The 19,814-nt window shown below is 55.4% G+C and carries 18 protein-coding genes; 11 read left to right on the top strand and 7 right to left on the bottom strand.

Annotation, left to right across the window (positions count from 1 at the left end; genetic code table 11):
* Positions 1 to 42: 42 nt before the first annotated feature.
* From VJ369_RS10780 to VJ369_RS10770, 3 genes are read right to left on the bottom strand one after another with little or no spacing between them, the layout of a single operon-like run.
* Positions 43 to 2,451, bottom strand: coding sequence for a transglutaminaseTgpA domain-containing protein (locus tag VJ369_RS10780; RefSeq protein WP_324092063.1), 2,409 nt, complete (start codon positions 2,449 to 2,451; stop codon positions 43 to 45).
* A complete protein-coding gene (locus VJ369_RS10775) occupies positions 2,448 to 3,770 on the bottom strand; it encodes a DUF58 domain-containing protein (RefSeq protein WP_324092062.1) in 1,323 nt (440 codons plus the stop codon). Before VJ369_RS10775 ends, VJ369_RS10780 begins: the two co-directional genes overlap by 4 nt.
* Positions 3,771 to 3,782: 12 nt before the next feature.
* A complete protein-coding gene (locus VJ369_RS10770) occupies positions 3,783 to 4,745 on the bottom strand; it encodes a MoxR family ATPase (protein ID WP_324092061.1) in 963 nt (320 codons plus the stop codon).
* A 203-nt stretch (positions 4,746 to 4,948) separates the two neighbouring features.
* Here VJ369_RS10770 and VJ369_RS10765 point away from each other — a divergent pair, with 203 nt between their 5' ends.
* The 7 genes from VJ369_RS10765 (at position 4,949) to VJ369_RS10735 (ending at position 13,607) form a co-directional block, all read left to right on the top strand.
* On the top strand, positions 4,949 to 5,896 hold the full coding sequence (locus VJ369_RS10765; protein WP_324092060.1) for a TatD family hydrolase: 948 nt from the start codon (positions 4,949 to 4,951) through the stop codon (positions 5,894 to 5,896).
* Positions 5,897 to 6,108: 212 nt separating this feature from the next.
* Complete coding sequence (locus tag VJ369_RS10760; RefSeq protein WP_324092059.1) at positions 6,109 to 7,344, top strand: transglycosylase family protein; 1,236 nt, start codon at positions 6,109 to 6,111, stop codon at positions 7,342 to 7,344.
* A gap of 100 nt (positions 7,345 to 7,444) precedes the next feature.
* Positions 7,445 to 8,326, top strand: a complete 882-nt coding sequence (gene rsmA, locus VJ369_RS10755; protein ID WP_324092058.1) for a 16S rRNA (adenine(1518)-N(6)/adenine(1519)-N(6))-dimethyltransferase RsmA — start codon at positions 7,445 to 7,447, stop codon at positions 8,324 to 8,326.
* 2 nt (positions 8,327 to 8,328) lie between these two features.
* Positions 8,329 to 9,264 carry a 4-(cytidine 5'-diphospho)-2-C-methyl-D-erythritol kinase gene (locus VJ369_RS10750; RefSeq protein WP_324092057.1) on the top strand — a complete coding sequence of 312 codons (936 nt, stop codon included), beginning with the start codon at positions 8,329 to 8,331 and terminating at the stop codon, positions 9,262 to 9,264.
* 96 nt (positions 9,265 to 9,360) lie between these two features.
* Positions 9,361 to 10,731: an FAD-binding oxidoreductase gene (locus VJ369_RS10745; RefSeq protein WP_324092056.1), complete on the top strand. Its 1,371-nt coding sequence runs from the start codon at positions 9,361 to 9,363 to the stop codon at positions 10,729 to 10,731.
* A 289-nt stretch (positions 10,732 to 11,020) separates the two neighbouring features.
* Positions 11,021 to 11,248 (top strand): heavy-metal-associated domain-containing protein, encoded by a 228-nt coding sequence (locus tag VJ369_RS10740; RefSeq protein WP_324092055.1) that lies wholly within the window; start codon positions 11,021 to 11,023, stop codon positions 11,246 to 11,248.
* Between the two features lie 67 nt (positions 11,249 to 11,315).
* Entirely contained in the window at positions 11,316 to 13,607 is a 2,292-nt protein-coding gene (locus tag VJ369_RS10735) for a heavy metal translocating P-type ATPase (protein ID WP_324092054.1), read from the top strand.
* A 113-nt stretch (positions 13,608 to 13,720) separates the two neighbouring features.
* On the opposite strand, the gene VJ369_RS10730 is transcribed toward VJ369_RS10735, so the two are convergent.
* Positions 13,721 to 13,957 carry a metal-sensitive transcriptional regulator gene (locus tag VJ369_RS10730; protein ID WP_219844216.1) on the bottom strand — a complete coding sequence of 79 codons (237 nt, stop codon included), beginning with the start codon at positions 13,955 to 13,957 and terminating at the stop codon, positions 13,721 to 13,723.
* Positions 13,958 to 14,418: 461 nt separating this feature from the next.
* The gene (locus tag VJ369_RS10725) at positions 14,419 to 15,048 is read right to left on the bottom strand and encodes a maleylpyruvate isomerase family mycothiol-dependent enzyme (protein ID WP_324092053.1); all 630 of its coding nucleotides are present in this window, start codon (positions 15,046 to 15,048) and stop codon (positions 14,419 to 14,421) included.
* Between the two features lie 385 nt (positions 15,049 to 15,433).
* Here VJ369_RS10725 and VJ369_RS10720 point away from each other — a divergent pair, with 385 nt between their 5' ends.
* The 4 genes from VJ369_RS10720 to VJ369_RS10705 all read left to right on the top strand — a co-directional run bounded on the left by VJ369_RS10720 (position 15,434) and on the right by VJ369_RS10705 (position 18,700).
* Positions 15,434 to 16,045, top strand: a complete 612-nt coding sequence (locus VJ369_RS10720) for a GrpB family protein (RefSeq protein WP_324092052.1) — start codon at positions 15,434 to 15,436, stop codon at positions 16,043 to 16,045.
* Positions 16,046 to 16,503: 458 nt separating this feature from the next.
* The gene (locus VJ369_RS10715; protein ID WP_324092051.1) at positions 16,504 to 17,031 is read left to right on the top strand and encodes a GNAT family N-acetyltransferase; all 528 of its coding nucleotides are present in this window, start codon (positions 16,504 to 16,506) and stop codon (positions 17,029 to 17,031) included.
* 108 nt (positions 17,032 to 17,139) lie between these two features.
* Positions 17,140 to 17,922, top strand: coding sequence for a class I SAM-dependent methyltransferase (locus VJ369_RS10710; protein ID WP_324092050.1), 783 nt, complete (start codon positions 17,140 to 17,142; stop codon positions 17,920 to 17,922).
* Positions 17,923 to 18,106: 184 nt separating this feature from the next.
* A complete protein-coding gene (locus VJ369_RS10705) occupies positions 18,107 to 18,700 on the top strand; it encodes a class I SAM-dependent methyltransferase (RefSeq protein WP_324092049.1) in 594 nt (197 codons plus the stop codon).
* A gap of 46 nt (positions 18,701 to 18,746) precedes the next feature.
* Here VJ369_RS10705 and VJ369_RS10700 read toward each other — a convergent pair whose 3' ends face one another.
* Together VJ369_RS10700 and VJ369_RS10695 are read right to left on the bottom strand one after the other, a co-directional pair.
* Positions 18,747 to 19,109 (bottom strand): hypothetical protein, encoded by a 363-nt coding sequence (locus tag VJ369_RS10700; protein ID WP_324092048.1) that lies wholly within the window; start codon positions 19,107 to 19,109, stop codon positions 18,747 to 18,749.
* A gap of 201 nt (positions 19,110 to 19,310) precedes the next feature.
* Entirely contained in the window at positions 19,311 to 19,682 is a 372-nt protein-coding gene (locus tag VJ369_RS10695) for a DUF6176 family protein (protein WP_324092047.1), read from the bottom strand.
* Positions 19,683 to 19,814 lie beyond the last annotated feature (132 nt).

The raw sequence follows: 19,814 nt of genomic DNA, 5'->3' as shown, positions 1-19,814 counted from the left end.
ATCTAGTCAGATGTTGGGGCCACAGCTTTTGCATTGGATAACTCAGCGAACGGTTTGAACCGGCGCCACCTGACGCAACCGCCGCTGACGTAATGATGCGGGGAAGCAGAAGGCCGCGATGCGTTTTCCGAGCGGAAGCTCGTGGTGTAACTGCGTATGCACCTGCGCTAATGCCTCGACAAGAGCCGGTGCATTTTCTGGCTCTGGGTGCCGCTGCGCATAAAAGCTCGCTTCGATGGCAGCCCTGAGCAGGTGCAATTGTTGGCCTTGCTGCTGGTGGGTGGAGCCAAGGCGTCTGGTGTAATCGCCCACCGATTCATATTCTGCAGCGGGGGTTCCCGCATCGGCACCAACCGCACACAATTCATCCCACAGTGCTTGGGCAGCCCATTGACCGCCAGCCTTGACCCGCTCTATCCGGCGGTGGCGCAAACGTGTGCGCTGCCAAGGGATAGCCGCAAGAATAAGCGCGAGAATCAGCACACCGGAGAAAACAAACCAGCCATAATCCTGTGCCTTATCTGCGGCGGGTTCCTCGAGGGGGGCACCAGGGCTTTCCTGGGCCTCGGGATCATCCAGGGTGGGAGCACCTGACGGGTTCAATTCCTCGGGTACTTCTGCCGGCGGCTGACTGGAGGTTGCTTCCGGAGCATAATCCGGGGCTTGACCTTGCCCCGGGGTAGGTTCAAACGGTACCCAGCCGATACCTGGCAGAAATAGTTCCGGCCAGGCGTGCGCCTGCTGCCCGGTCACCTCAAATTCGGTCAGCTCGGTGTCTGGAGGAAGTCCGTTCCCTGCAAGGCCCGGCAGGTCAGCGGCATCCAGGGTTTCTCCCGTCGGCTCGCCCGGCGCATAGCCGACAACGATGCGTGAGGGAATCCCCGCGGCACGAGCCAGTAGGGCCATAGTGGATGCAAAATGTACGCAGTAGCCTTGTCGGCGTTCCAGGAACGCCCTGACCACCTGTCGATTGGCTCCGTCATAGCCTTCACGCAGGGGAGTGCGTTCGGAATACCCAAAAGTTGATGAGCGCAGGAAATCTTGAATCGCAACGGCAATGTCAAAATCGTTAGTCGGCGGTCCCTGAAGTGGTTCGTAAGCCTCCGTAAGCGTGCGTTGAAGTAACTGCCCGAACTGTCCGTCTAGATCTTCTGGCATTGACAGGTACACGTCATCGATCTGTGACTGCATGCTGTCGCCGTAGGAGGCCAGGCTACGCGCGATCTGCGGACTCAAATTCATTTGCGTGTGTCCGATAGTCACTTCTTCGGTGTTTGATAACGCGTCACCGCCAAGTCGCGCCACAGACGTTTCCCGGGTCCAATTCCACGGGCCATTAATGCCGGAAATGAAAAAACTTCGATCCGGTATCGGCAGACCCGGACTGCTTACCCGGTCGTTCCAGCGTAGTTGGGTGACCTCTGCACTTCCGTTGAAAACATCGGAGTCGGTATCCATTGCGGTGTCACCAAAGTAGGCCGATTTCAGTAGCCCCTCGTCCGGTTCCCACCGGGTGGCGCTTAGATCCTCGATCACCGAGGTACGCAGATATACCGGTTCGTTTGAAGTCGTCAGATAGCTGAAAGCCACGGAACCATTATTCGCTCGCAGGTCTCTCCCGAGATTCAGCAGTGGGTCCACATTACTTGCAAGAAGGTCTCCCGAGGGACGAGTGCCCTCAGGCAGCATGCCTTTGCGGAACCCTGGCATGAACGCACTGCTTAGTACCATCACCAAAGCGCAGACCATCGCGGTGAGCAACAGAATATTCAACTGACGCTTGGCTGGAAGCCCGGGACCCGCACCCTGCACCGGAAAGACATAGGGGAGTAACGCAAAGTAACCGAGGAGCGCGAGTGTCAGCACAACCACATACCAGATCCCGGCGCCCTCTTGTTTGAACAAGGAAGCGATCACCGGTGCAAAAGATATGGGCAAGAGCACCAACGGTGCTAAACGCCTGAAGGTCGCGAGAACTTCCACCATAACGCTGAGTAAGACCGCCAGCAGCAACAGTACAAACTCGACATAGCGTGAGTAAGCAACCGGCGGTACCTGCGTGGAGAACTGCAGCGCGCCTTCGGAAACCACCGCGCCAAACCAATCAAAAATACCCAGCCCCGGGATGGTGGTACGCATGGTTGGATGCAGAAATACCGCACCACCAGCAAGGAGCACTGCTACCGGGAGTGCAAGCCAGCGCACCCGAGGCACTCCGCGAAGCAATCCGGCACAGAAATGGATTAAGAATACCGGCCAAATCAGCGCCTGCAGCCACGCAGCACCTTGAACCACACCACTGAGGGACGCGAAACCGGCGAGCATTGCGAGCGCTAAGGCGCTGGCTGCAAGCAAACGCGCAGTGAGGTTCTTTGCCGGCTCCTGGACAACAGGCTCCTTCGCGCCAGGGGGCGGACTGGAAGCAGGAATATCAGTGATTGTGGCGCTCATGAGCGGGACCACAAGTCGTTAATATTCGTGTTGGCTGCCAAGGCGTGCACCTTCCAGCCGGTTTGCGACAGAGTATGTTGTATTTCGCGGTAGCGCTCCGGGTGGGACACGAGAAGGAACAGTTCTACATGTCTTACCGACCGTGAAAGTGTTGCTAGCCAAGCAGCCTGCGTACTGTGAATTTCTCCCAGAATCATGATGACCGGCTCATCAGGCATTCCCTGCAATAACTTGCGAAGTTCTTCGCCCAAGATCTCGGTTCCCGGGGCAGCTGTGCTCGGCGTACGTAAGGACATGTGGGCGCTCGCCGAGTGGAAGTCTTCAAATCCACTGCGCGCGGAAGCCCCGGACAGTGAAATGCTGGTAGCGTCCAGGAGTTGCTCGCCGGCCAAATCTCGAAAGAGCAGCTGATAGCCGTTGGACGCGTAACGCTGACCGATACTGCACGCTAGGCTCAACGCCGTTTCGAAGCGGCGGCTGCTTTGAATGGCGGGCTTTTCGCCCTGCGGAATGCTTAGTCGGAGGTCTGCCCCGTTGCTGTGCCAGTGTTCAAAGGTACGGTCTAAGACCAACAGCGCCTGGGCTGTGGCCACATGGTTTTCTTGGCGGACCATGAGTTTTCCTTGGCGGGCAGTTGCCTTCCAATGCACTTGGCGAATTGAGTCGCCCTGCTGATATTCACGGGTTGCCACGTCGTAGTAGTCGGCGGTGGTGCTTCGGGAGAAGCGAGCATCGCCGGTGAGCATCTTTTCACCCAGTGAGGCAAAACGTTCCAACGGTTGGATTTGGGCGCATACGGGTATTTGTGTGGCCTGACCGCTGTCGACCAGACCATAGATCAGGCCCAACGGGTCAGCCAAGATCTGTTTTGCCGGGCCCACCAAATGGATGCCTCGGCTGCGGAAGACCAATTCGTAGGTGCTTGTGCCGGGGCCGGTAAATTTTGGGCCCGGTCCGAATTCCTCTGGCAGCCCCTCCTGGACGGTGGCTTGATCTGCGCACGTTAACTGCACTCTGGTGATGTCTCCAACTACCGGGTTTGGGCTGAGCAGCGTGCGAGTCAGGGTGGAAGCATTACGTAAACGCAGTACCAGTATCCAGCTCACCAGGACCAGAGCAATGAGTCCGGTTCCGAGAGCCATCATTTCGTGACGGCCCAGAATGTAGGCAAGGAAAATGAGAGCAGCCCCGCCTACTACGGTGCACCAACCACGCCGGGTGAGTAAGTCCAGACGGAACTTCTTTAGGTTTTGTGGCGCCGAGACGGTACGCGCCCACGACAGTGAGTCTTTGGAATCGAACCGTGGTATCTGATCCATGAGAAAACTCAGCTATCCGACAGGTGTAGCGGACACAAGATCCTGGATCAATGCCAGCGGTTCCACACCCTCTGATAATGCCCTGCGGGTGAGGATCAGGCGGTGGGACAAAATCATCGGTGCCACGGCGCGCACATCTTCCGGTAGAACATGGTCACGTCCGTTAATAGCAGCATGGGATTTTGCGGCCCGGACCCACTGAACGAGTGCTCGCGGTGAGGCGCCGAGGGAAATATATGGGTGTTCACGGGTGGCGCGGCCCAAATCGACGATATAGCTGCTCAGCCGCTGGGTGACGGTTACCTGTTTTACCTGGTCAATCATCTGATGAAGCTGATCAAGTTCGAGAACTGGGGTGAGCGTATCTAGCGGTTCGGAGATGTGATGTGTGGAAAGCATAGAGATTTCCGCTTCCCTGTCGGGGTAGCCCAATGAAATCCGGCCCATGAATCTGTCTCGTTGCGCCTCGGGTAACGCGAAGGTTCCTTCGGAATCGATGGGGTTTTGCGTAGCTACGACCATAAATGGTTTTTGCAGCGGATGGGTGATGGAATCGACCGTTACCTGTTGCTCTTCCATGCATTCAAGCAGCGCTGATTGCGTCTTTGCATTGGCACGGTTGATCTCGTCAGCGATCACGATATTTGCAAAGATGGGGCCCGGGTGAAAAGTGAACTGATGATCCTGCGGGGAGAACACCGAAACTCCGGTGACGTCGCTAGGTAAAAGATCCGGGGTGAATTGAATGCGATGCACGCTTCCATTAACACTGCGCGCCAGCGATTTGGCGAGCATCGTCTTGCCAACCCCGGGCACGTCCTCTAGCAGCAGGTGGCCCTGGGCAAGCAGCACCACGATGGTGTTCGTAATAGCCTCCGGTTTGCCGGTGATGACTTCTTGAATTGCATCAAATATCCGCTGGTAATTCGACCTAAAGGTCGAATCGACTGAGGGCAGTGTTGGGTGGGCACTCATGCGCATCCTCCTGGCTGGGCAACTTATCGTGCCGAGGTTGTCGTTGACACGCCAAGCGATTTCCATAGCTTGTGTTCACATCATATGGGGTTCATTTCTCCACCAACAGCATCTTAATGTATCGATTCTCTGCTGCTCGGGCCGTGATGGAAGAATTAGACCCAAGAACTGACAGCATTTTGAACAAAGGTATCGGTGAGCAGATGAGCGATTCAGATTTTTCGGCAATTCCGGAGGGCTATCGTCCGCTCCCGGAGGATGACAGCACACAGTTGAATGACCGTACCCGCTCAGCTAAGAACGAAAAGGGCGGTAATAAAAGGAACACCCGCTATCCGGACGCACCGGAACCTTTGCCCTATCCGGTGATTGATAACCACACTCATTTAGACTTCCGGGACGGTTCGCTGAACGTCACGGTGCAACAAGCACTTGATGCCGCCGCTGCGGTCGGTGTCGAGGGGCTGATCCAAGTGGGGTGCGATGTTGAGTCTTCGCGCTTTGCGGTGCAAGCAGCAAAGGAATATTCAAATGTTTTGGCCGCTATCGCCATCCACCCCAATGATGCTGCACGGCTTGCCGAGGCCGGGGAACTGCAAAGCGCAATCGGACAAATCGAGGCTTTGGCATCCGAAGAGCGGGTGCGAGCCATTGGCGAGACCGGACTGGACTATTTCCGTACCGGAGAAGAAGGCCATCAAGCGCAGGAAGATTCTTTCCGTGAGCACCTGCGAATCGCGGTGGAGCATTCGAAAGCCGTGCAAATTCACGACCGTGACGCGCATAGCGATGTAGTGCGAGTCCTCAAAGATTCGGTGCTACCGGAGCGCGTGGTCTTCCATTGTTTTTCCGGTGACGCAGAACTGGCGCGGATCTGCAATGACAACGGGTGGTACATGTCATTCTCGGGAACTGTGACCTTCAAAAACTCGACTGACCTGCAGGAAGCCTTGCGCCTAGCGGATCCCCAGCTACTGCTAGTGGAGACGGACGCACCATTTTTGACCCCTCACCCATTTAGGGGAAGGCCTAATGCCAGCTACATGATTCCGTATACGACTCGTTTTATGGCTGAGGCCCGAGCGACGGATCTTGCGCAGTTCTGTGAGCAGATTTCTCAGAATACCGGCGCAGTTTACGGAGCATTGTAGTACTGCTCGATGTGCTTTCGGCCATATAAAGGTTGCGCCAATTATTACAATTCGGTTACGGTTAACGGAATGCGTTGAGTTGCGAGCGCGCCTTCGTGCCGTTCGCACTATACAGATTTGCACTATCGGCAGACCACAACCTTTGGTCTGAAGGTCGAGCAAGCCAACACCGAACTTTAGATTGGCGGAATTGTCCGCCAAGGTTGAGCAAGATGTACCGGGATCATCTCCTCGGCGTTCGACCAACAAACGATGGAGACCTCACTACCGTGATGCACTTGCTCAAAAAAAGCTGGGTCAAATATCTGGCCCAGGCCGTAGCTGTTGCTGTGGTTATCGCCGGAGCCGTATTTTATATTTCCGGCCAGAAGTCCGTGACCGTTGCCATCGATGGGCAGGATCAGAGCTTCACCACTCGCGCCGCTACCGTGCAGGCTGCCCTTGAGCAAGAAGGTATCAGTGTAGACGCCCGCGACGAGTTGAATGTTGCTGCGGACTCGGAACTTTCCGATGAGCAGCGCATCGAGATCAACCGGAATAAGTCGGTTCAGGTCAGTATCGACGGCACAAACCGAGTTGTACACACCACCGGGATGACCGTAGCCGATGTAATGGACGAGCTGAAGGTTGATGCGAAATCTCAGGTTTCACTCGGCGAAGAAATTCAGCTTGTGAGCCTTAGTGAAGAAATCGAAATCATCACCCCTAAGGCCATCACGCTGGTTGCGGATAAGAAAAAGCAGAAGATTTCGACCACCGCGCAGACCGTCAAGGAACTGCTTGACGAGCAGAGGGTCAAGCTAGACAAGGACGATGAGGTCAACGTTCAGATCGGTAAGGATACCGACAAGAACGCAAAGACCAGCACCAAGATCGCGGAAGATGCCACGATCGAGATCATCGAAGTTTCGGTGAAGACTTGGGATGAAACCCGAAAGATCGATTTTGAGACCGAAAAGGTCAAGGATTCGAAGCTCGAAAAAGGCAAGACCAAGGTCAAGACCGAAGGCGAGAAGGGCGAACGGGAACTCACGCTTCGCCAAGAAACCCGAAACGGCGAAAAGGGCGAGGAAGAAGTCCTGAAGTCGAAGGTCACCAAGAAGCCGGTCGCCGAGATCATCAAGGTTGGTACCAAGAAGGAAGAGTCGAAGTCGGATTCTCAGAGCTCGGACTCTAAGTCGAAGGCGCCAACCGGCAGCATCTCCTCCACTTGGGCAGCCTTGGCCAAGTGTGAGTCGGGTGGTAACTGGTCAATCAACACCGGTAACGGTTACTACGGTGGTCTGCAGTTCTCCGCTTCCTCATGGCGTGGAGCCGGCGGTACAAAGTACGCACCGTTGCCACACCAGGCAAGTGCCCAGGAACAGATTGCTACCGCCGAGAAGCTACGCGCTAACGGCGGATGGGGTCACTGGCCACACTGCTCGTCCAAGCTTGGACTGCGCTAAGCCCTGAAATAACTTTTGACGCGACGCGTCCACCCTCACGGGGTGGGCGCGTCGCGTCGCGTTCGCAGTGCTTGCGGACTGAACTAGAATTGTAGCTGTGATGTCTAAGGAATCTTTGCCACTGCTTGGGGCTACCGAAATCCGTCGACTGGCCGAGGAACTTGGGATTCGTCCCACGAAAACCCTCGGGCAGAACTTTGTGATTGATGGAAACACGATCCGCAGGATCGTAGCCACCGCGAATGTCTCGCCAGACGAGACAGTTCTTGAGGTCGGTCCGGGCCTTGGTTCGTTGACCCTGGGCATTATGGACGCCGCCGCAAAGGTGGTGGCGGTCGAGATCGATCCGCCGCTTGCTAAGCGGTTGCCGCAGACCATGGCGGAGATGCGCCCGGGCCGTGAGGAAGACCTGACGGTGATCCTCAGCGACGCCATGAAGATCAGCGAGCTTCCCGGAAATCCCACCGCGTTGGTCGCCAACTTGCCATATAACGTCGCGGTGCCTGTGGTGCTGCACCTGATGGAGCACTTTGAATCCATCAAACATGGTCTGGTGATGGTCCAGGACGAGGTTGCAGACCGAATGTGCGCCGCCCCCGGTAACAAGACCTACGGCGTCCCCTCGGTGAAAGGTGCCTGGTATGGCACCATGCGCAAGGCTGGCGTCATTGGGATGAACGTCTTTTGGCCCGCACCGAAGATTCATTCGGGACTGGTTGCTTTCACCCGCGATAAAGACCGCAGTGGAGCGCCAGACCGCAAAGAAGTTTTTGCCATTATCGATGCGGCTTTTGCCCAGCGTCGCAAGACCTTGCGTGCTGCGCTGTCTGGCTGGGCAGGTTCAGGCGCTCGCGCAGAGCAGATTTTGCTGGCCGCAGGTATCGATCCCAAGGAACGTGGCGAGAAGCTGGATGTCGAAGGCTTCATCTCTATTGCGCGCGCAGCCCACACGGTGCCTGCCCTAGAGCAGACCGAAAAATAATAATGGTCAAACAACGTGTCATCACTACCGCACCAGGGAAGATCAACTGTTATTTCCGGGTGGGACCGCCTCGTGAAGATGGCTACCACGAGGTCGCTAGCCTCTATGTGGCGGTCTCCTTGCTGGAGCAGATCGAAGCGACGCTGCGTGAAGACGGCGAATTGCAGCTGAGCCTTGAACCTGGTTCTCCTGTGGTCTCTGATCCTGATAACTTCCCATTGGGTCCAAATAACCTAGTGTGGAAAGCTGCGCAGCTTCTGCGCGAGCATACCGGGTGCACTTTGGGTGCTAACCTGCACATCACCAAACGCGTTCCCATTGCCGGAGGTATGGGCGGTGGTTCTGCGGATGCGGCAGCCGCTTTGGTGGCTTGCAATGAATTGTGGGGGACCGGGCTGGACCGCGAGGAGCTTGGGCGACTGGGAGCACGGCTAGGAGCCGACGTTCCGTTTGCCCTGATGGGTGGAGCCGCTATTGGGTTGGGCATCGGCGACCAGCTGGCTCCCTTGCTCACGCGAGCAAAAACTCAATGGGTACTGATTCCCGCAAGCTTTGGACTGTCTACCCCTCGGGTCTACTCGATGCTGGACCGCTTGCGTGCGGGGCAAGACGTTGAGGTCCCGCAAGAGATTGATCCGCAGGTGATCAAGGCGCTGATGGCATCAGATGCCGAAGCGCTGTCCCAGCTACTGGTCAATGATCTGACGCAGGCGTCTTTGGCTTTGGCTCCCGAATTGGGAACTGTGCGAGATCTCGCCGAAGGTGCGGGAGCGCTGCGCGCAATGGTCTCCGGTTCGGGTCCTACCCTCGCGTTACTGGTGCGCGACGCAGAACATGCCCAGCAGGTGATGACCCAGCTTGGTGACGAGGTAGGCGTTGCTACCCTGATGGTCACTGCCCCGGCTCCTGGCGCTCGAGTGGAACTTTCCGAGCAATAGTCCAGAACCTTGCCAGAGTCTCAGGCTGACCTTAGAGTGATTCCAGAACCATAAAGTGAGCGTGGTTCATTTATTCGTTGCGGACGAAAGAATCACATGATCAATGGCCAGGTTTCTCATTGGTGGGAGCAAATTGGGCTGCCCGTTGCACACCCAACGCTGAACGAATCACTTGAAGTTGATGTAGCAATCGTGGGCGCCGGATTTACCGGTCTATGGACCGCTTACTATTTGAAGCAGGCGGACCCCTCCCTGCGCATCGCAATTTTGGAACAACGCCACGTTGGTTATGGCGCCTCGGGACGTAACGGTGGTTGGTTAACCAACACTATTACCGGTGGGCGCGAACAGTATCTAAAATCCCATGGCCGGCAGGCGGCTACAGACTTTCAGCTAGCCATGAACCAAACCGTCGCTGAAGTGATCCGGATCTGCCAGTCTGAGCAAATCGAGGCAGATATCTTGCCTGGTGGTGAATTCGAAGTCGCCTGCAACGCGGCGCAATTGGCTCGACTGCGTGAGTTCGTTAAGAACGAAAACTCTTGGGAACACACCGACGTACAACTGCTGACGCAGGACGATGCAATCGCGAGAATCGGTGTGGAAGGTGCTCTGGGTGCTGCCTGGCATCCTCATGCCGCGCGGATTCAGCCGGCCAAACTCGTCAATGGCCTGACGCGGGTAGTCCAATCCCTTGGTGTAGAAATCTATGAGTATACCCGTGTGACCGAAATTCGACCCCATCAACTGGATTTTGCGGGCGGTCAGGTGGCCGCGGAATTTATCATCCGAGCGACAGAGGGTTTTACTGCTGGGATCAAGGGACACAAGCGGCTCTGGCTTCCGATGAATTCGTCGATGATCGCCACCGAGCCTTTAGAGACAAGCTTTTGGGACGAAGTGAACTGGAGCCAAGGCGAAGTGCTCGGCGACTTCGCCCACGTTTACATGTACGCGCAGCGCACGGCCGATGACCGAATTGCTATCGGCGGGCGCGGGGTCCCATACAAGTATGGTTCCCGGACAGATCTTGATGGACAGACGCCAGAAGCGAGCATCAAAGGGTTGCAAGAAATATTGCATACTCTCTTCCCGCAAACACGGCATACCAGCATCGATCACGCCTGGTCAGGGGTGCTGGGAGTTCCGCGTGATTGGGCGGCAACAGTGGGGCTCGATTCAGACAGTGGAATCGCTTGGGCAGGAGGGTATGTGGGTACCGGGGTGGCCACCACTAATCTTGCAGGCCGTACCTTGCGAGACCTGGTGTTAGGGCGGAACTCTGACCTGGTTGCCCTACCGTGGGTAAACCACCAAGCACGACTATGGGAACCCGAGCCCTTGCGATGGATTGCCACTAAAGGGCTCTATGCCGCCTATGGCCTCGCGGACCGGCAAGAGGCTAAAGGCAGTTCGCATACTTCGCCGATCGCTCATATCGCGGATCTGGTGACAGGTAAGCGCTAAAGCTCTGATCTCGTACTCTGGTCGAGTCAGGGTGCAACGAATAAGACCGATTCCAGATCCTGGACTGGGGTCTCATTGCTGTGCGCTTTTTACCTATTCTTGTTCCTGCGGACGTGACCTGAATATTTATTGCTTATACCGATATACCCTTGGGGGGTACTTGAAATATACCCTCTAGGGGTATATGCTCTTGGTGTAGGCAAGCTGGCGAGTATTCGTGTCCGGTTGTCTAGCTTGGAACTCATAAGACGAAGAGATTATGAGCAAAATACAACTTACGGAGGAAGCTATGAGCTCCAGCATCACTTTGAAAATTGACGGTTTGACCTGTGGACACTGTGTCTCATCAGTCACTGAAGAGCTACAGGAAATAGCCGGAGTGAGTACTGTCGAGGTTGACCTTGTTGTTGGTGGAACCTCTACTGCGACCGTTGCTGCCGAGACGAAGGTGGAGAATTCTGTGTTCGAGGCAGCTATTTCTGAAGCCGGGTATAACCTCGTCTCTGTCGACGCGTAAAGGGTGGCCCCGCGGGGCGAAGGTCAGAACGCTAATCCGCAGCCAGATGTAAGAAAGAAATGGATTCATGAGTAACGACACTGCATTCCCCACTAACCAGCGCATAGTCGAGTTAGATATTCAGGGAATGACCTGCGCCTCTTGTGTGGGTCGAGTCGAGCGCAAACTGGGCAAGATTGAAGGCGTTGAAGCGTTGGTCAACTTGCCGCTGGAATCGGCGCGTATCACCGTTCCGCAAGACGTGAGCGACGAAATATTGATCTCAACGGTGGAGTCGGCCGGCTATAAAGCCAGTCTCAAGGTTGACCAGTACGCGAAGCCCTCGGTTCCTGTGCTGCATGACGGTGACCAGAACATTCTCGAATCTCCGGCACAGCTTGAACCAATCCAAAAGCAAGCAGCGCCAGCGGTTGGTGCGGACCTGAAGAAACGGCTGATTGTAGCTGCCATCTTCACCACTCCACTCTTTGTCATTTCCATGATTCCCGGCGCACAGTTCCCGCACTGGGGTTGGATAGCGCTGATCCTGGCCACGCCCGTCACCTTCTGGTCGGCCTGGCCATTTCACCGATCTGCCGCGATCAATGCACGCCACTTCGCCTCCACCATGGATACCTTGGTATCCATCGGTGTCCTGGCCGCATACTTCTATTCCCTGTGGCAGTTGATTGCGGATCCTAATATCACTGCCCACACCGGCATGTCGATGAGCGAGCATGCCTTGTACTTCGAAACTGCCGGCGTCGTAGCGACTTTCCTTCTGCTTGGACGGTGGTTGGAAGCGCGCGCCAAGGCCCGCGCGGGTGACGCATTAAAAACGCTGCTGGATCTGGGAGCCAAAGAAGCGACCCTAATCAGTGACGGTGTGGAAACGAAGGTTTCGGCCGCTACTCTGGTGCCCGGAGATGAATTCATCGTGCGTCCGGGGGAGAAGATTGCCACAGATGGCTTTGTGGTCTCCGGACACTCGGCGGTAGATACCGCGCTGGTCACTGGTGAATCTGTTCCCGTTGAGGTTGGCCCGGATGACACGGTCATTGGAGCTACAATCAACACCTCGGGTGCCCTGATTATTCGCGCTACCCGCGTGGGTAAGGACACCACGTTGGCGCAAATGGGGCGCTTGGTCTCGGAAGCGCAGACCGGCAAGGCTCCGATTGCCCGGCTGGCGGACAGGATCTCCTCGGTATTTGTACCTATTGTGCTGGTTATCGCCCTCGGTACTTTTGTTACCTGGTTACTTGTTACCGGAGATATGGGCGCGGCCGTCGCGGCCTCCGTTGCGGTGTTGGTTATCGCTTGCCCCTGTGCATTAGGTCTGGCAACGCCTATTGGATTGTTGGTCGGTACTGGGCGAGGAGCTCAGTTAGGTATTCTGATTCGTGGTCCGCAAGTTCTAGAGGACACACGTAAGGTTGACACGGTTCTGTTGGATAAGACCGGAACTGTTACCGAGGGAAATCTTGCGGTCACCTCCACCACCGCATCTGAAGGGTTTGCTGAGAGCACCGTTTTGGCACTGGCAGGTGCTGCCGAGTCCAGCTCCGAGCACCCAATTGCCCAGGCAATTGTCGAGGCAGCAAGGGCAGAGGGCGACTTGCTGGGATCAAATGATTTCAGTTCGGCCGCTGGCGGAGGCGTTCGCGCGGTGGTCGATGGCCAGACGGTGGTAGCAGGGCGCGTCAGCTGGTTGAAAGAAAACGGTATTGAGCTGACCGAGGCCCAGCATGCGGACCTGACCGCTGCACAACAAGCCGGTGCTACCTCGATCATGGTCGGAGTTGACGGGGTCTTCGCGGGGTTGGTCAACTTGACCGACACGATCAAGGAATCCTCTGCGTCAGCTATCGCCAGGCTCAAGGATTTGGGACTGCGCCCGGTGCTACTGACCGGCGACAACAGGGCGGTGGCCGAACTCGTGGCCGCCAAGGTAGGCATTGCTCCCGAAGATGTCTTCGCAGATGTCTTCCCCGAGGGCAAAGCCGAAGCCGTGCGTAAGCTCCAAGCTCAAGGCAAGGTTGTGGCCATGGTGGGTGACGGTGTTAATGACGCACCTGCCCTGGCTCAGGCTGACCTGGGTATCGCGATGGGTTCCGGCACCGATGTGGCTATTGAGGCCGCGGACGTGACCATCATGGGCAACGATATAGATCAGGTAGCTCAGTCCATCGAACTGTCCCGCAAGACTTTGGGAACTATTAAGATGAACCTTTTCTGGGCATTCATCTACAACACCGCCGGCATCCCGGTGGCAGCTCTGGGGTTCCTGAATCCGATGATAGCAGGCGCTGCCATGGCCGCCAGTTCCGTACTGGTTGTGGCCAACTCGCTACGACTGCGTGGGTTCGGACGTAAGTAACGATTGCCAGTATTGTCGAATTGTAGTGAAAAGTGCCGGTTTTCTCCCAGGGGAGGACCGGCGCTTTTACGTCTACTCACACGAGGTCAACTGGGAAACTCGGTGCTGCATGACTAAGCCAATGAGAGGAACAGCTTTTCCATTTCGGCGCGGTCCACGGTGGGATCATCTGACTCGAGGCATTTTTCTAAACCGGTGGCGATGATAGAGAATCCCGCGCGGTCAATGGCTTTCGACGCTGCGGAGAGCTGGGTAACGACTGCGCGGCAATCACTGCCTTCTTCGAGCATCCTGATCACAGCATTAAGTTGCCCCTGAGCTCTTTTGAGCCTGTTGATCGCAGGTTTCATGGTTTCTGCTTCTAGCTGCACGGTGCGCTCCTCTCATCTTGAAGTTTCTTCAATCCTATACCCCTGGGGGTTTATTAAAGTATGCTAATATTATTTGCATACCCCTAGGGGTATCTTACTGTGATCTAATTCCGTAGTTTGCACACTGAAGAATCGTTGAGTTTAGGGAGCAGAAAATGTGCCGTGCCGTGAAATGCAGCAAGTGCCAGAAAACCACCTGGGCAGGATGTGGACAGCACGTTCAGCAAGTTATGGCTAACGTTCCACGCAACTCCCGCTGTACTTGTGACCCGAACGCGGCTCAAGAAAATAAGTCGGGCAAGGGCTTTTTCGCACGTCTTTTCGGCAGGTAACCCTGAACCAAGGATTGATGATCTGTACCGAACATGGCTGGGGCCAACGACCTTTACAGCGCAATTCTGGATAAGGGAAAGCAGTGCCTGATCGGTATAGGAAGCGGATTAGTCGCAGCGTGATGCGAGTAGAGGCAGCCCGCTTCCGGACAGCTCGGAGCAGTACGCTTTCCTTCCGGTCATCGCCATAATTAGTGCCAGAGTTCTGCCACGAACGGGCAGGCCATGCCCAATGGTGATGCCGCTTTCGAGGCTCTCTAATTGCAAACCCTTGACTCTTTTCTTGGCGACAACAATTTGGTCGCTGCCTGCACAGTATCGAAGTAAAGCATCAAGGGTTTCTTGCCGGTGGGTATGCTGCAACCCGAGCGGTTGCCGAATATCATTGCCGTGGACGATCATTTCTCCGAGTAAAGCTAATTTAGGAATCGGGGGAGAGGTCTTACTGCCGATAGTTGCACAAAAACGTTTCAGCGTATCGTCCGGGGTAGAACCGAGCTGTTCGCTGAGCCGGTCCGCCACTTGTTGATCAAAATCAAAGCGCGCTCGCAGGACACCGAGAAACCAAGTTGTTCCTGACAAGGTGCCGCTGGCGGTCAGGTGTGCCAATACCTCCCGGACCGTCAGCCCTCTACAGAGCGATTGGGTTTGCCACTGCGGCGCATCGATGGATGCTAATTGATGAGCCAAAACGGTGCGCTCGGTATCGATTTCTTGCCAGATGCTACGTCGATCCATAAGGTCATGATCGCACGGAAAATTAGATTGGAAGAGCAAAATTGAAGGAAGATATGTTTTGGCTCTTCTTCGTGGTTTCAATATCGACAAGCCGGACCGGAGCGATACTGGGTCGAGGCTATTGGTATCAAGAAGCACTCATTCAATCCGCTGCCAGTTATATTCGTCTTCGCGCCCCTTGGAATCGTTATAAGCCTTTGGCAGTTACGCCGGAGGAAACATCTTAATGCATGAGTAATAAACTCATCCATTGGCGGGAAGAGGTTGCGCGTCTTTCAGTTAGGAAAGCACATGCCGATGACGGCTAGAGCTGTGTTAGAAATTTGAACGTGGACCCTTGCCTGTCTGAATGTTGTGAGCCAAAGAAGAGTTGATAATAGTTCTCATGCCACAACGTGCCGAAATTACCTCATTCTCCGAACCTGTACCGCCTGCAGGGCAATCTCCTTACCTTCCTGGAGCGGGGCCTTTGCCAGGCGTTGAGATTGCTGAGTGGAACGAAGAGTGGGCAGGACAATTCCAGTTTCTTGCTACGAAAATCAGAAACGTCTTGGGATGGCGGGCTCTGGCGATTGAGCATGTCGGTTCGACATCTGTGCAGGAACTCCCCGCGAAACCAATCATCGACATAGATTTGGTGATTGCTGATCCAAATGAAGAACAGCTCTATGTTCCGGCACTCGAAAAAGTCGGCTTTCACCTAGTTGTCCGCGAACCTTGGTGGTATGGACATCGTGTATTGCGGCACTCGAACCCAGCATGCAACTTACATGTCTTCGGGTATGACAGTCCAGAACTAATCAAACATCGCATTTTCCGTGATTGGTTGCGTGCGCACCCAATCGAGCGACGGGTGTACGCAGAAGCGAAACGGATAGCCGCAGCGCAGGCTACGGCAGCAGACGAACACACTATGCAATACAACGCCCGTAAAGAATCCGTGATCAAAGAAATCTATCACCGAGCCTTTACGGCTATGGGTCTTGTCAAAAATTAAAACGTGTAATTTCGAAAGCTGGCAATGGGATTTTTCTCAGACGCATGAAGAATTCAGTTTCTGGATTCTTCATCGTGAACGCCAGTCTTCTCAAACTGGGACTTAGCCCTGTCGACATAGGACCCAAGATGATTCTTATGGCTATCTGCAAGGACTAATTCAAAGTTGGGTTGTTCTTCCAACACTCCAAGGAATATGAGAGTTCTCCTCGTCGCAGAGCGGGGCGCTTGGGCGTGTATCTTGTCGCTGAGAGTGGCAATTTGGCCGGAATCTATGTGCCCCGTATAAGGCTCGCGGGCATTTTCTCGGGCGGGGTATACGGGAATCTGAAATCTTTGAAAACTCGGAGTTTCGAGCATGTACAAGTCAACGGATCGAGCGTCCCGTAGGATGACCGTCTTACGGGACACCTGTTTGGGTTCACTGGATGTAGCCTCGCCTTGGTAGAGAATTGACGAATGAGAATTATCAACAGCGAGCGACTAATCATGCGGCCGTGGGAACTAGACGACGCGGACTTTCTATTCGACCTTGAATCCCGCTGGGATACAGTTCGTTTTCTTGGGCCTCATGCAAAGACGATGACTACTCGCTCCGAAGCTGTGGAATCCATCATTCGCCGACGTGCCATTGATGACCCGATCCACGGGATATGGGCAGTTACTTCCCGAGAAACTGGTGACATACTCGGAAATGTCCTGCTCAAACCTATCCAGCTCTCAGCAGGTACAAAGGGTGAACGTCCGGTGGAGATCGGCTGGCATCTGCACCCTGATGCCCAAGGGGCGGGCTACGTTACTGAAGCTGCCGGTGCTGTCATGGCGGACGCGGCAACCAGTGGGCTTCGGGCCGTTATTGCCGTCACTGATCCACTCAATGTGGCCTCCCAAAAGGTTTGTGAGCGCCTTGAGATGAGATCAATCGGAGTCACCGAAGCATATTACGATGAACGCCATCTGCTATTCGAGAAAGATCTGTCCCGCTAAGGGTTCTCAACTGGACGTGTTGACACGGCCTCTTCTCCTGATTTTTGTGCCGGTTAATCAACGACCTTCAAAACGTCCCCGGACCTGGCATTCGCTAGGCTGACAGATATGAATCAGACCAATTGTCCGCCAACAGTTTCGAGCCACAGTGCGGTTCTGCATGATGAAGTGCGCCCCGCATGGTCGGCCGAGGTGATTTCGTGGCTGCTGGGGTCACCCTCACGCGGTCACCGGCTGGCAGTCTTGGATCTGGGAGCTGGCACAGGCTTGGGAACCCGGACTATCGCAGCACTCGGATGCACTGTCACCGCAGTTGATACGTCCAAAGATATGCTGTCCGTGCTCCGAACGGCCTGTGAGGATCTCCCGCCCGACGTTGCTGATCGAATCAGCATTGCCAGTGGTTCGGCGGAACACCTCCCTCTGGGTAACCAGAGTGTGGACGCTATTGTTTGTCTCCAAGCATGGCACTGGGTAAACCCCGAACGGGCCATAGCTGAATGTGATCGTGTGATGACACCAAACGGCATGATGGGCTTGGCCTGGCATACCTGGGACCGCGCCAGCGATTGGGTAAAAGCGCTCTCTGCGATCGTCGAACCAGAGGGACCCCCAGCTGAGCAAATCCGGAGCGTACCGGCAGAGTTTGCCGGACGAGGCACGTTTGAACGCATGGATTTCTCTTTCAACTTCGAGCTTTCCGTGGACCAGCTCGTTCACCTAGCCAGCTCATGGGCATTTGTGACACAGCGATCCGACAAGGAGGCCGTTTTGACGAAAATCCGTCGTCTGGGCGAACGAACCGCATCAGCAGACACTGGCCTTGTTAGTTTCCCCCACATCACAGCCGCCTTCCGTCTTCAACAGCTAAATAAAGAAGTAGTGCGGTAGGTAGAACGCTTTTTAACGAGTGGGTCAACCCGCTGCCGAAACCTATCCAATTGACGGCTCCCTGAAGAACACGATGCGTTTGGGTAGCACCCGACGCCAGACGCCGGTTCCCCGTGTCCCATTGTCTTTCGTGGGAGGCTAGGGTCATGAACCCGGTCGAGACTATGATAAATATGCAGCGAAAATGCGCCACCTCGCACACGCTCAAACAGACATGGAGGTGGACGTACGTTTCATTGACATGATGAGCAAGCGATGTGCGCGGGTGCTTGATATTGGATGTGGCATTGGCAATGCTGTCAATGGATTACGTGCCCGCGGCCACGCCGCCTACGGCATCGATCCCACGCGTGAGGTGCTTGAGGTTGCTGAGGACCTCTATGAGCCGTCGTGGTTTCGCCAAATGGCCGCCACTGAAGCAGCGCCAGAGAAACTGGCCATGAACGGCCTTCCCCAGGGCTACGACGTCGTGCTCATGTCTGGAAACGTTCCGGCCTTTCTATCGGCAGATGACTTACGTGCAACTTTTGACAAGGTGGGAGAACTTCTGGAGCCCGGGGGTATTTTCATCGTCGGAACCACCACGAGCATCCAGGGCGGCCCCGTGGATCAAGACAATGCAGTGGCCGGATTAGCTATGACCCTGTCTCATCGATTCTCGGACTGGCATCTCACCCCTTTCCATGCTGAGTCGCCGTGGTCTGTAAGCGTGTTCTCAGCAAACCGGTTGCGAGAATTTACTGAGTCTCCGGACGGAATGTTTATTCTGCAGGGGTAGCGGGGCGAAGGTGTCCCGTAGAAGGTTCCTCAAAAGGGGCTTCCGACTATTCCGAGCAAACGCCCAGCTCATGCTGGAGAGCGGAGAGGCAGCCCTGTTCAATGTCGATGATGGTGACTGTCAGGGAAAGGCCCAGCAACGCGATGAACGAGACGAGCAGGTAGAAGCTTTTGGCAAGCCCGGAGGGGGCATAGCTGTAGTCCGCTTCGAAATCTATGCCGTTGTAAACGTATTCACGCCACAACCATCCTGAGAGGACGCAATGGAGTAACGCGGAGGTGAACCCGATTGGCAAGGAATAAGAACGGAGCTCTACCGCATAGATGCTGGCAATCAGCGCCAAGGCGCTGATTGCGGTGGTGAGCCAGATCGTTTTCCAGCTGTACACCCCACGGGCGAAATCAATCACGGCCATCCGTTCCCCCAAATCCCCTGGGATGTCCCCAAGGACTCCACCATATAGGCACGACTCCAAGCCCGAAAATGAGGCCTAGTGCCAGGCCCGGAGACGCGGGGCACGCAAGGAACGCATAAAGTCCACCACCCGTGGCAGCCGCCGGATTATTGTTCCAGTGAACGTTCCCCTTTTAAGCAACGATCCGAAGATTGGTTAGCTCGCCTCACCGCTCGTCGCCAGCGGCTTCATTGCTGCTTCCACGCGTTCCGGAATCATCGTGACACGAGGTGTCAGATCTTCCGCAGGGAAACGGTCATCAATGCACGCGCGCCAGTACTGCATATGCTTTTCATCAAGCCAGTGCTCCGATTGCTCAACTCCTGAACCGTCTTCGCCCTGGACGCTGTACCAGTACAAGTAATCGATTCCATCGATCCTCTCCGAAAAAATCGTCTCAACGTACATTTGTTCGGGTTCAAGAGTTTCTCGAACTGCGGCAACATTCGCGGTCAGGAATTGCATCCACTCATCGACGATGCTCTGTGTGTTCTCGCGGACTCGGAAACGAGTTAGTTCAATCTGCATTCGTCCATAGTGCCGGGTTCGTTCCGTTGAACTCAAACTTAGTCCCACTCAGCGTTCCGCTTACGGTTGGCACAGCACGGAGATCTCTGGGCAGAAGTGCTGACGGCTTGGGACACTGAGGCCGGTCCTCGA

The sequence above is a fragment of the Glutamicibacter sp. genome, assembly GCF_035257265.1.
In the GTDB taxonomy this organism is placed as follows: domain Bacteria; phylum Actinomycetota; class Actinomycetes; order Actinomycetales; family Micrococcaceae; genus Glutamicibacter.
This window is presented reverse-complemented; position numbering and strand designations above follow the sequence as displayed.

Excerpts from the sequence above, each read along its gene's own strand:
- VJ369_RS10740 (WP_324092055.1), top strand. The coding sequence starts at position 11,021 with ATGAGCTCCAGCATCACTTTGAAAATTGACGGTTTGACCTGTGGACAC.
- VJ369_RS10720 (WP_324092052.1), top strand. The coding sequence starts at position 15,434 with ATGCCACAACGTGCCGAAATTACCTCATTCTCCGAACCTGTACCGCCT.
- VJ369_RS10770 (WP_324092061.1), bottom strand. The coding sequence starts at position 4,745 with ATGAGTGCCCACCCAACACTGCCCTCAGTCGATTCGACCTTTAGGTCG.
- VJ369_RS10765 (WP_324092060.1), top strand. The coding sequence starts at position 4,949 with ATGAGCGATTCAGATTTTTCGGCAATTCCGGAGGGCTATCGTCCGCTC.
- VJ369_RS10705 (WP_324092049.1), top strand. The coding sequence starts at position 18,107 with ATGCGCCACCTCGCACACGCTCAAACAGACATGGAGGTGGACGTACGT.
- VJ369_RS10710 (WP_324092050.1), top strand. The coding sequence starts at position 17,140 with ATGAATCAGACCAATTGTCCGCCAACAGTTTCGAGCCACAGTGCGGTT.
- VJ369_RS10730 (WP_219844216.1), bottom strand. The coding sequence starts at position 13,957 with ATGAAACCTGCGATCAACAGGCTCAAAAGAGCTCAGGGGCAACTTAAT.
- VJ369_RS10780 (WP_324092063.1), bottom strand. The coding sequence starts at position 2,451 with ATGAGCGCCACAATCACTGATATTCCTGCTTCCAGTCCGCCCCCTGGC.
- VJ369_RS10760 (WP_324092059.1), top strand. The coding sequence starts at position 6,109 with ATGTACCGGGATCATCTCCTCGGCGTTCGACCAACAAACGATGGAGAC.
- VJ369_RS10735 (WP_324092054.1), top strand. The coding sequence starts at position 11,316 with ATGAGTAACGACACTGCATTCCCCACTAACCAGCGCATAGTCGAGTTA.
- rsmA (WP_324092058.1), top strand. The coding sequence starts at position 7,445 with ATGTCTAAGGAATCTTTGCCACTGCTTGGGGCTACCGAAATCCGTCGA.
- VJ369_RS10715 (WP_324092051.1), top strand. The coding sequence starts at position 16,504 with ATGAGAATTATCAACAGCGAGCGACTAATCATGCGGCCGTGGGAACTA.
- VJ369_RS10695 (WP_324092047.1), bottom strand. The coding sequence starts at position 19,682 with ATGCAGATTGAACTAACTCGTTTCCGAGTCCGCGAGAACACACAGAGC.
- VJ369_RS10775 (WP_324092062.1), bottom strand. The coding sequence starts at position 3,770 with ATGGATCAGATACCACGGTTCGATTCCAAAGACTCACTGTCGTGGGCG.
- VJ369_RS10745 (WP_324092056.1), top strand. The coding sequence starts at position 9,361 with ATGATCAATGGCCAGGTTTCTCATTGGTGGGAGCAAATTGGGCTGCCC.
- VJ369_RS10750 (WP_324092057.1), top strand. The coding sequence starts at position 8,329 with ATGGTCAAACAACGTGTCATCACTACCGCACCAGGGAAGATCAACTGT.
- VJ369_RS10725 (WP_324092053.1), bottom strand. The coding sequence starts at position 15,048 with ATGGATCGACGTAGCATCTGGCAAGAAATCGATACCGAGCGCACCGTT.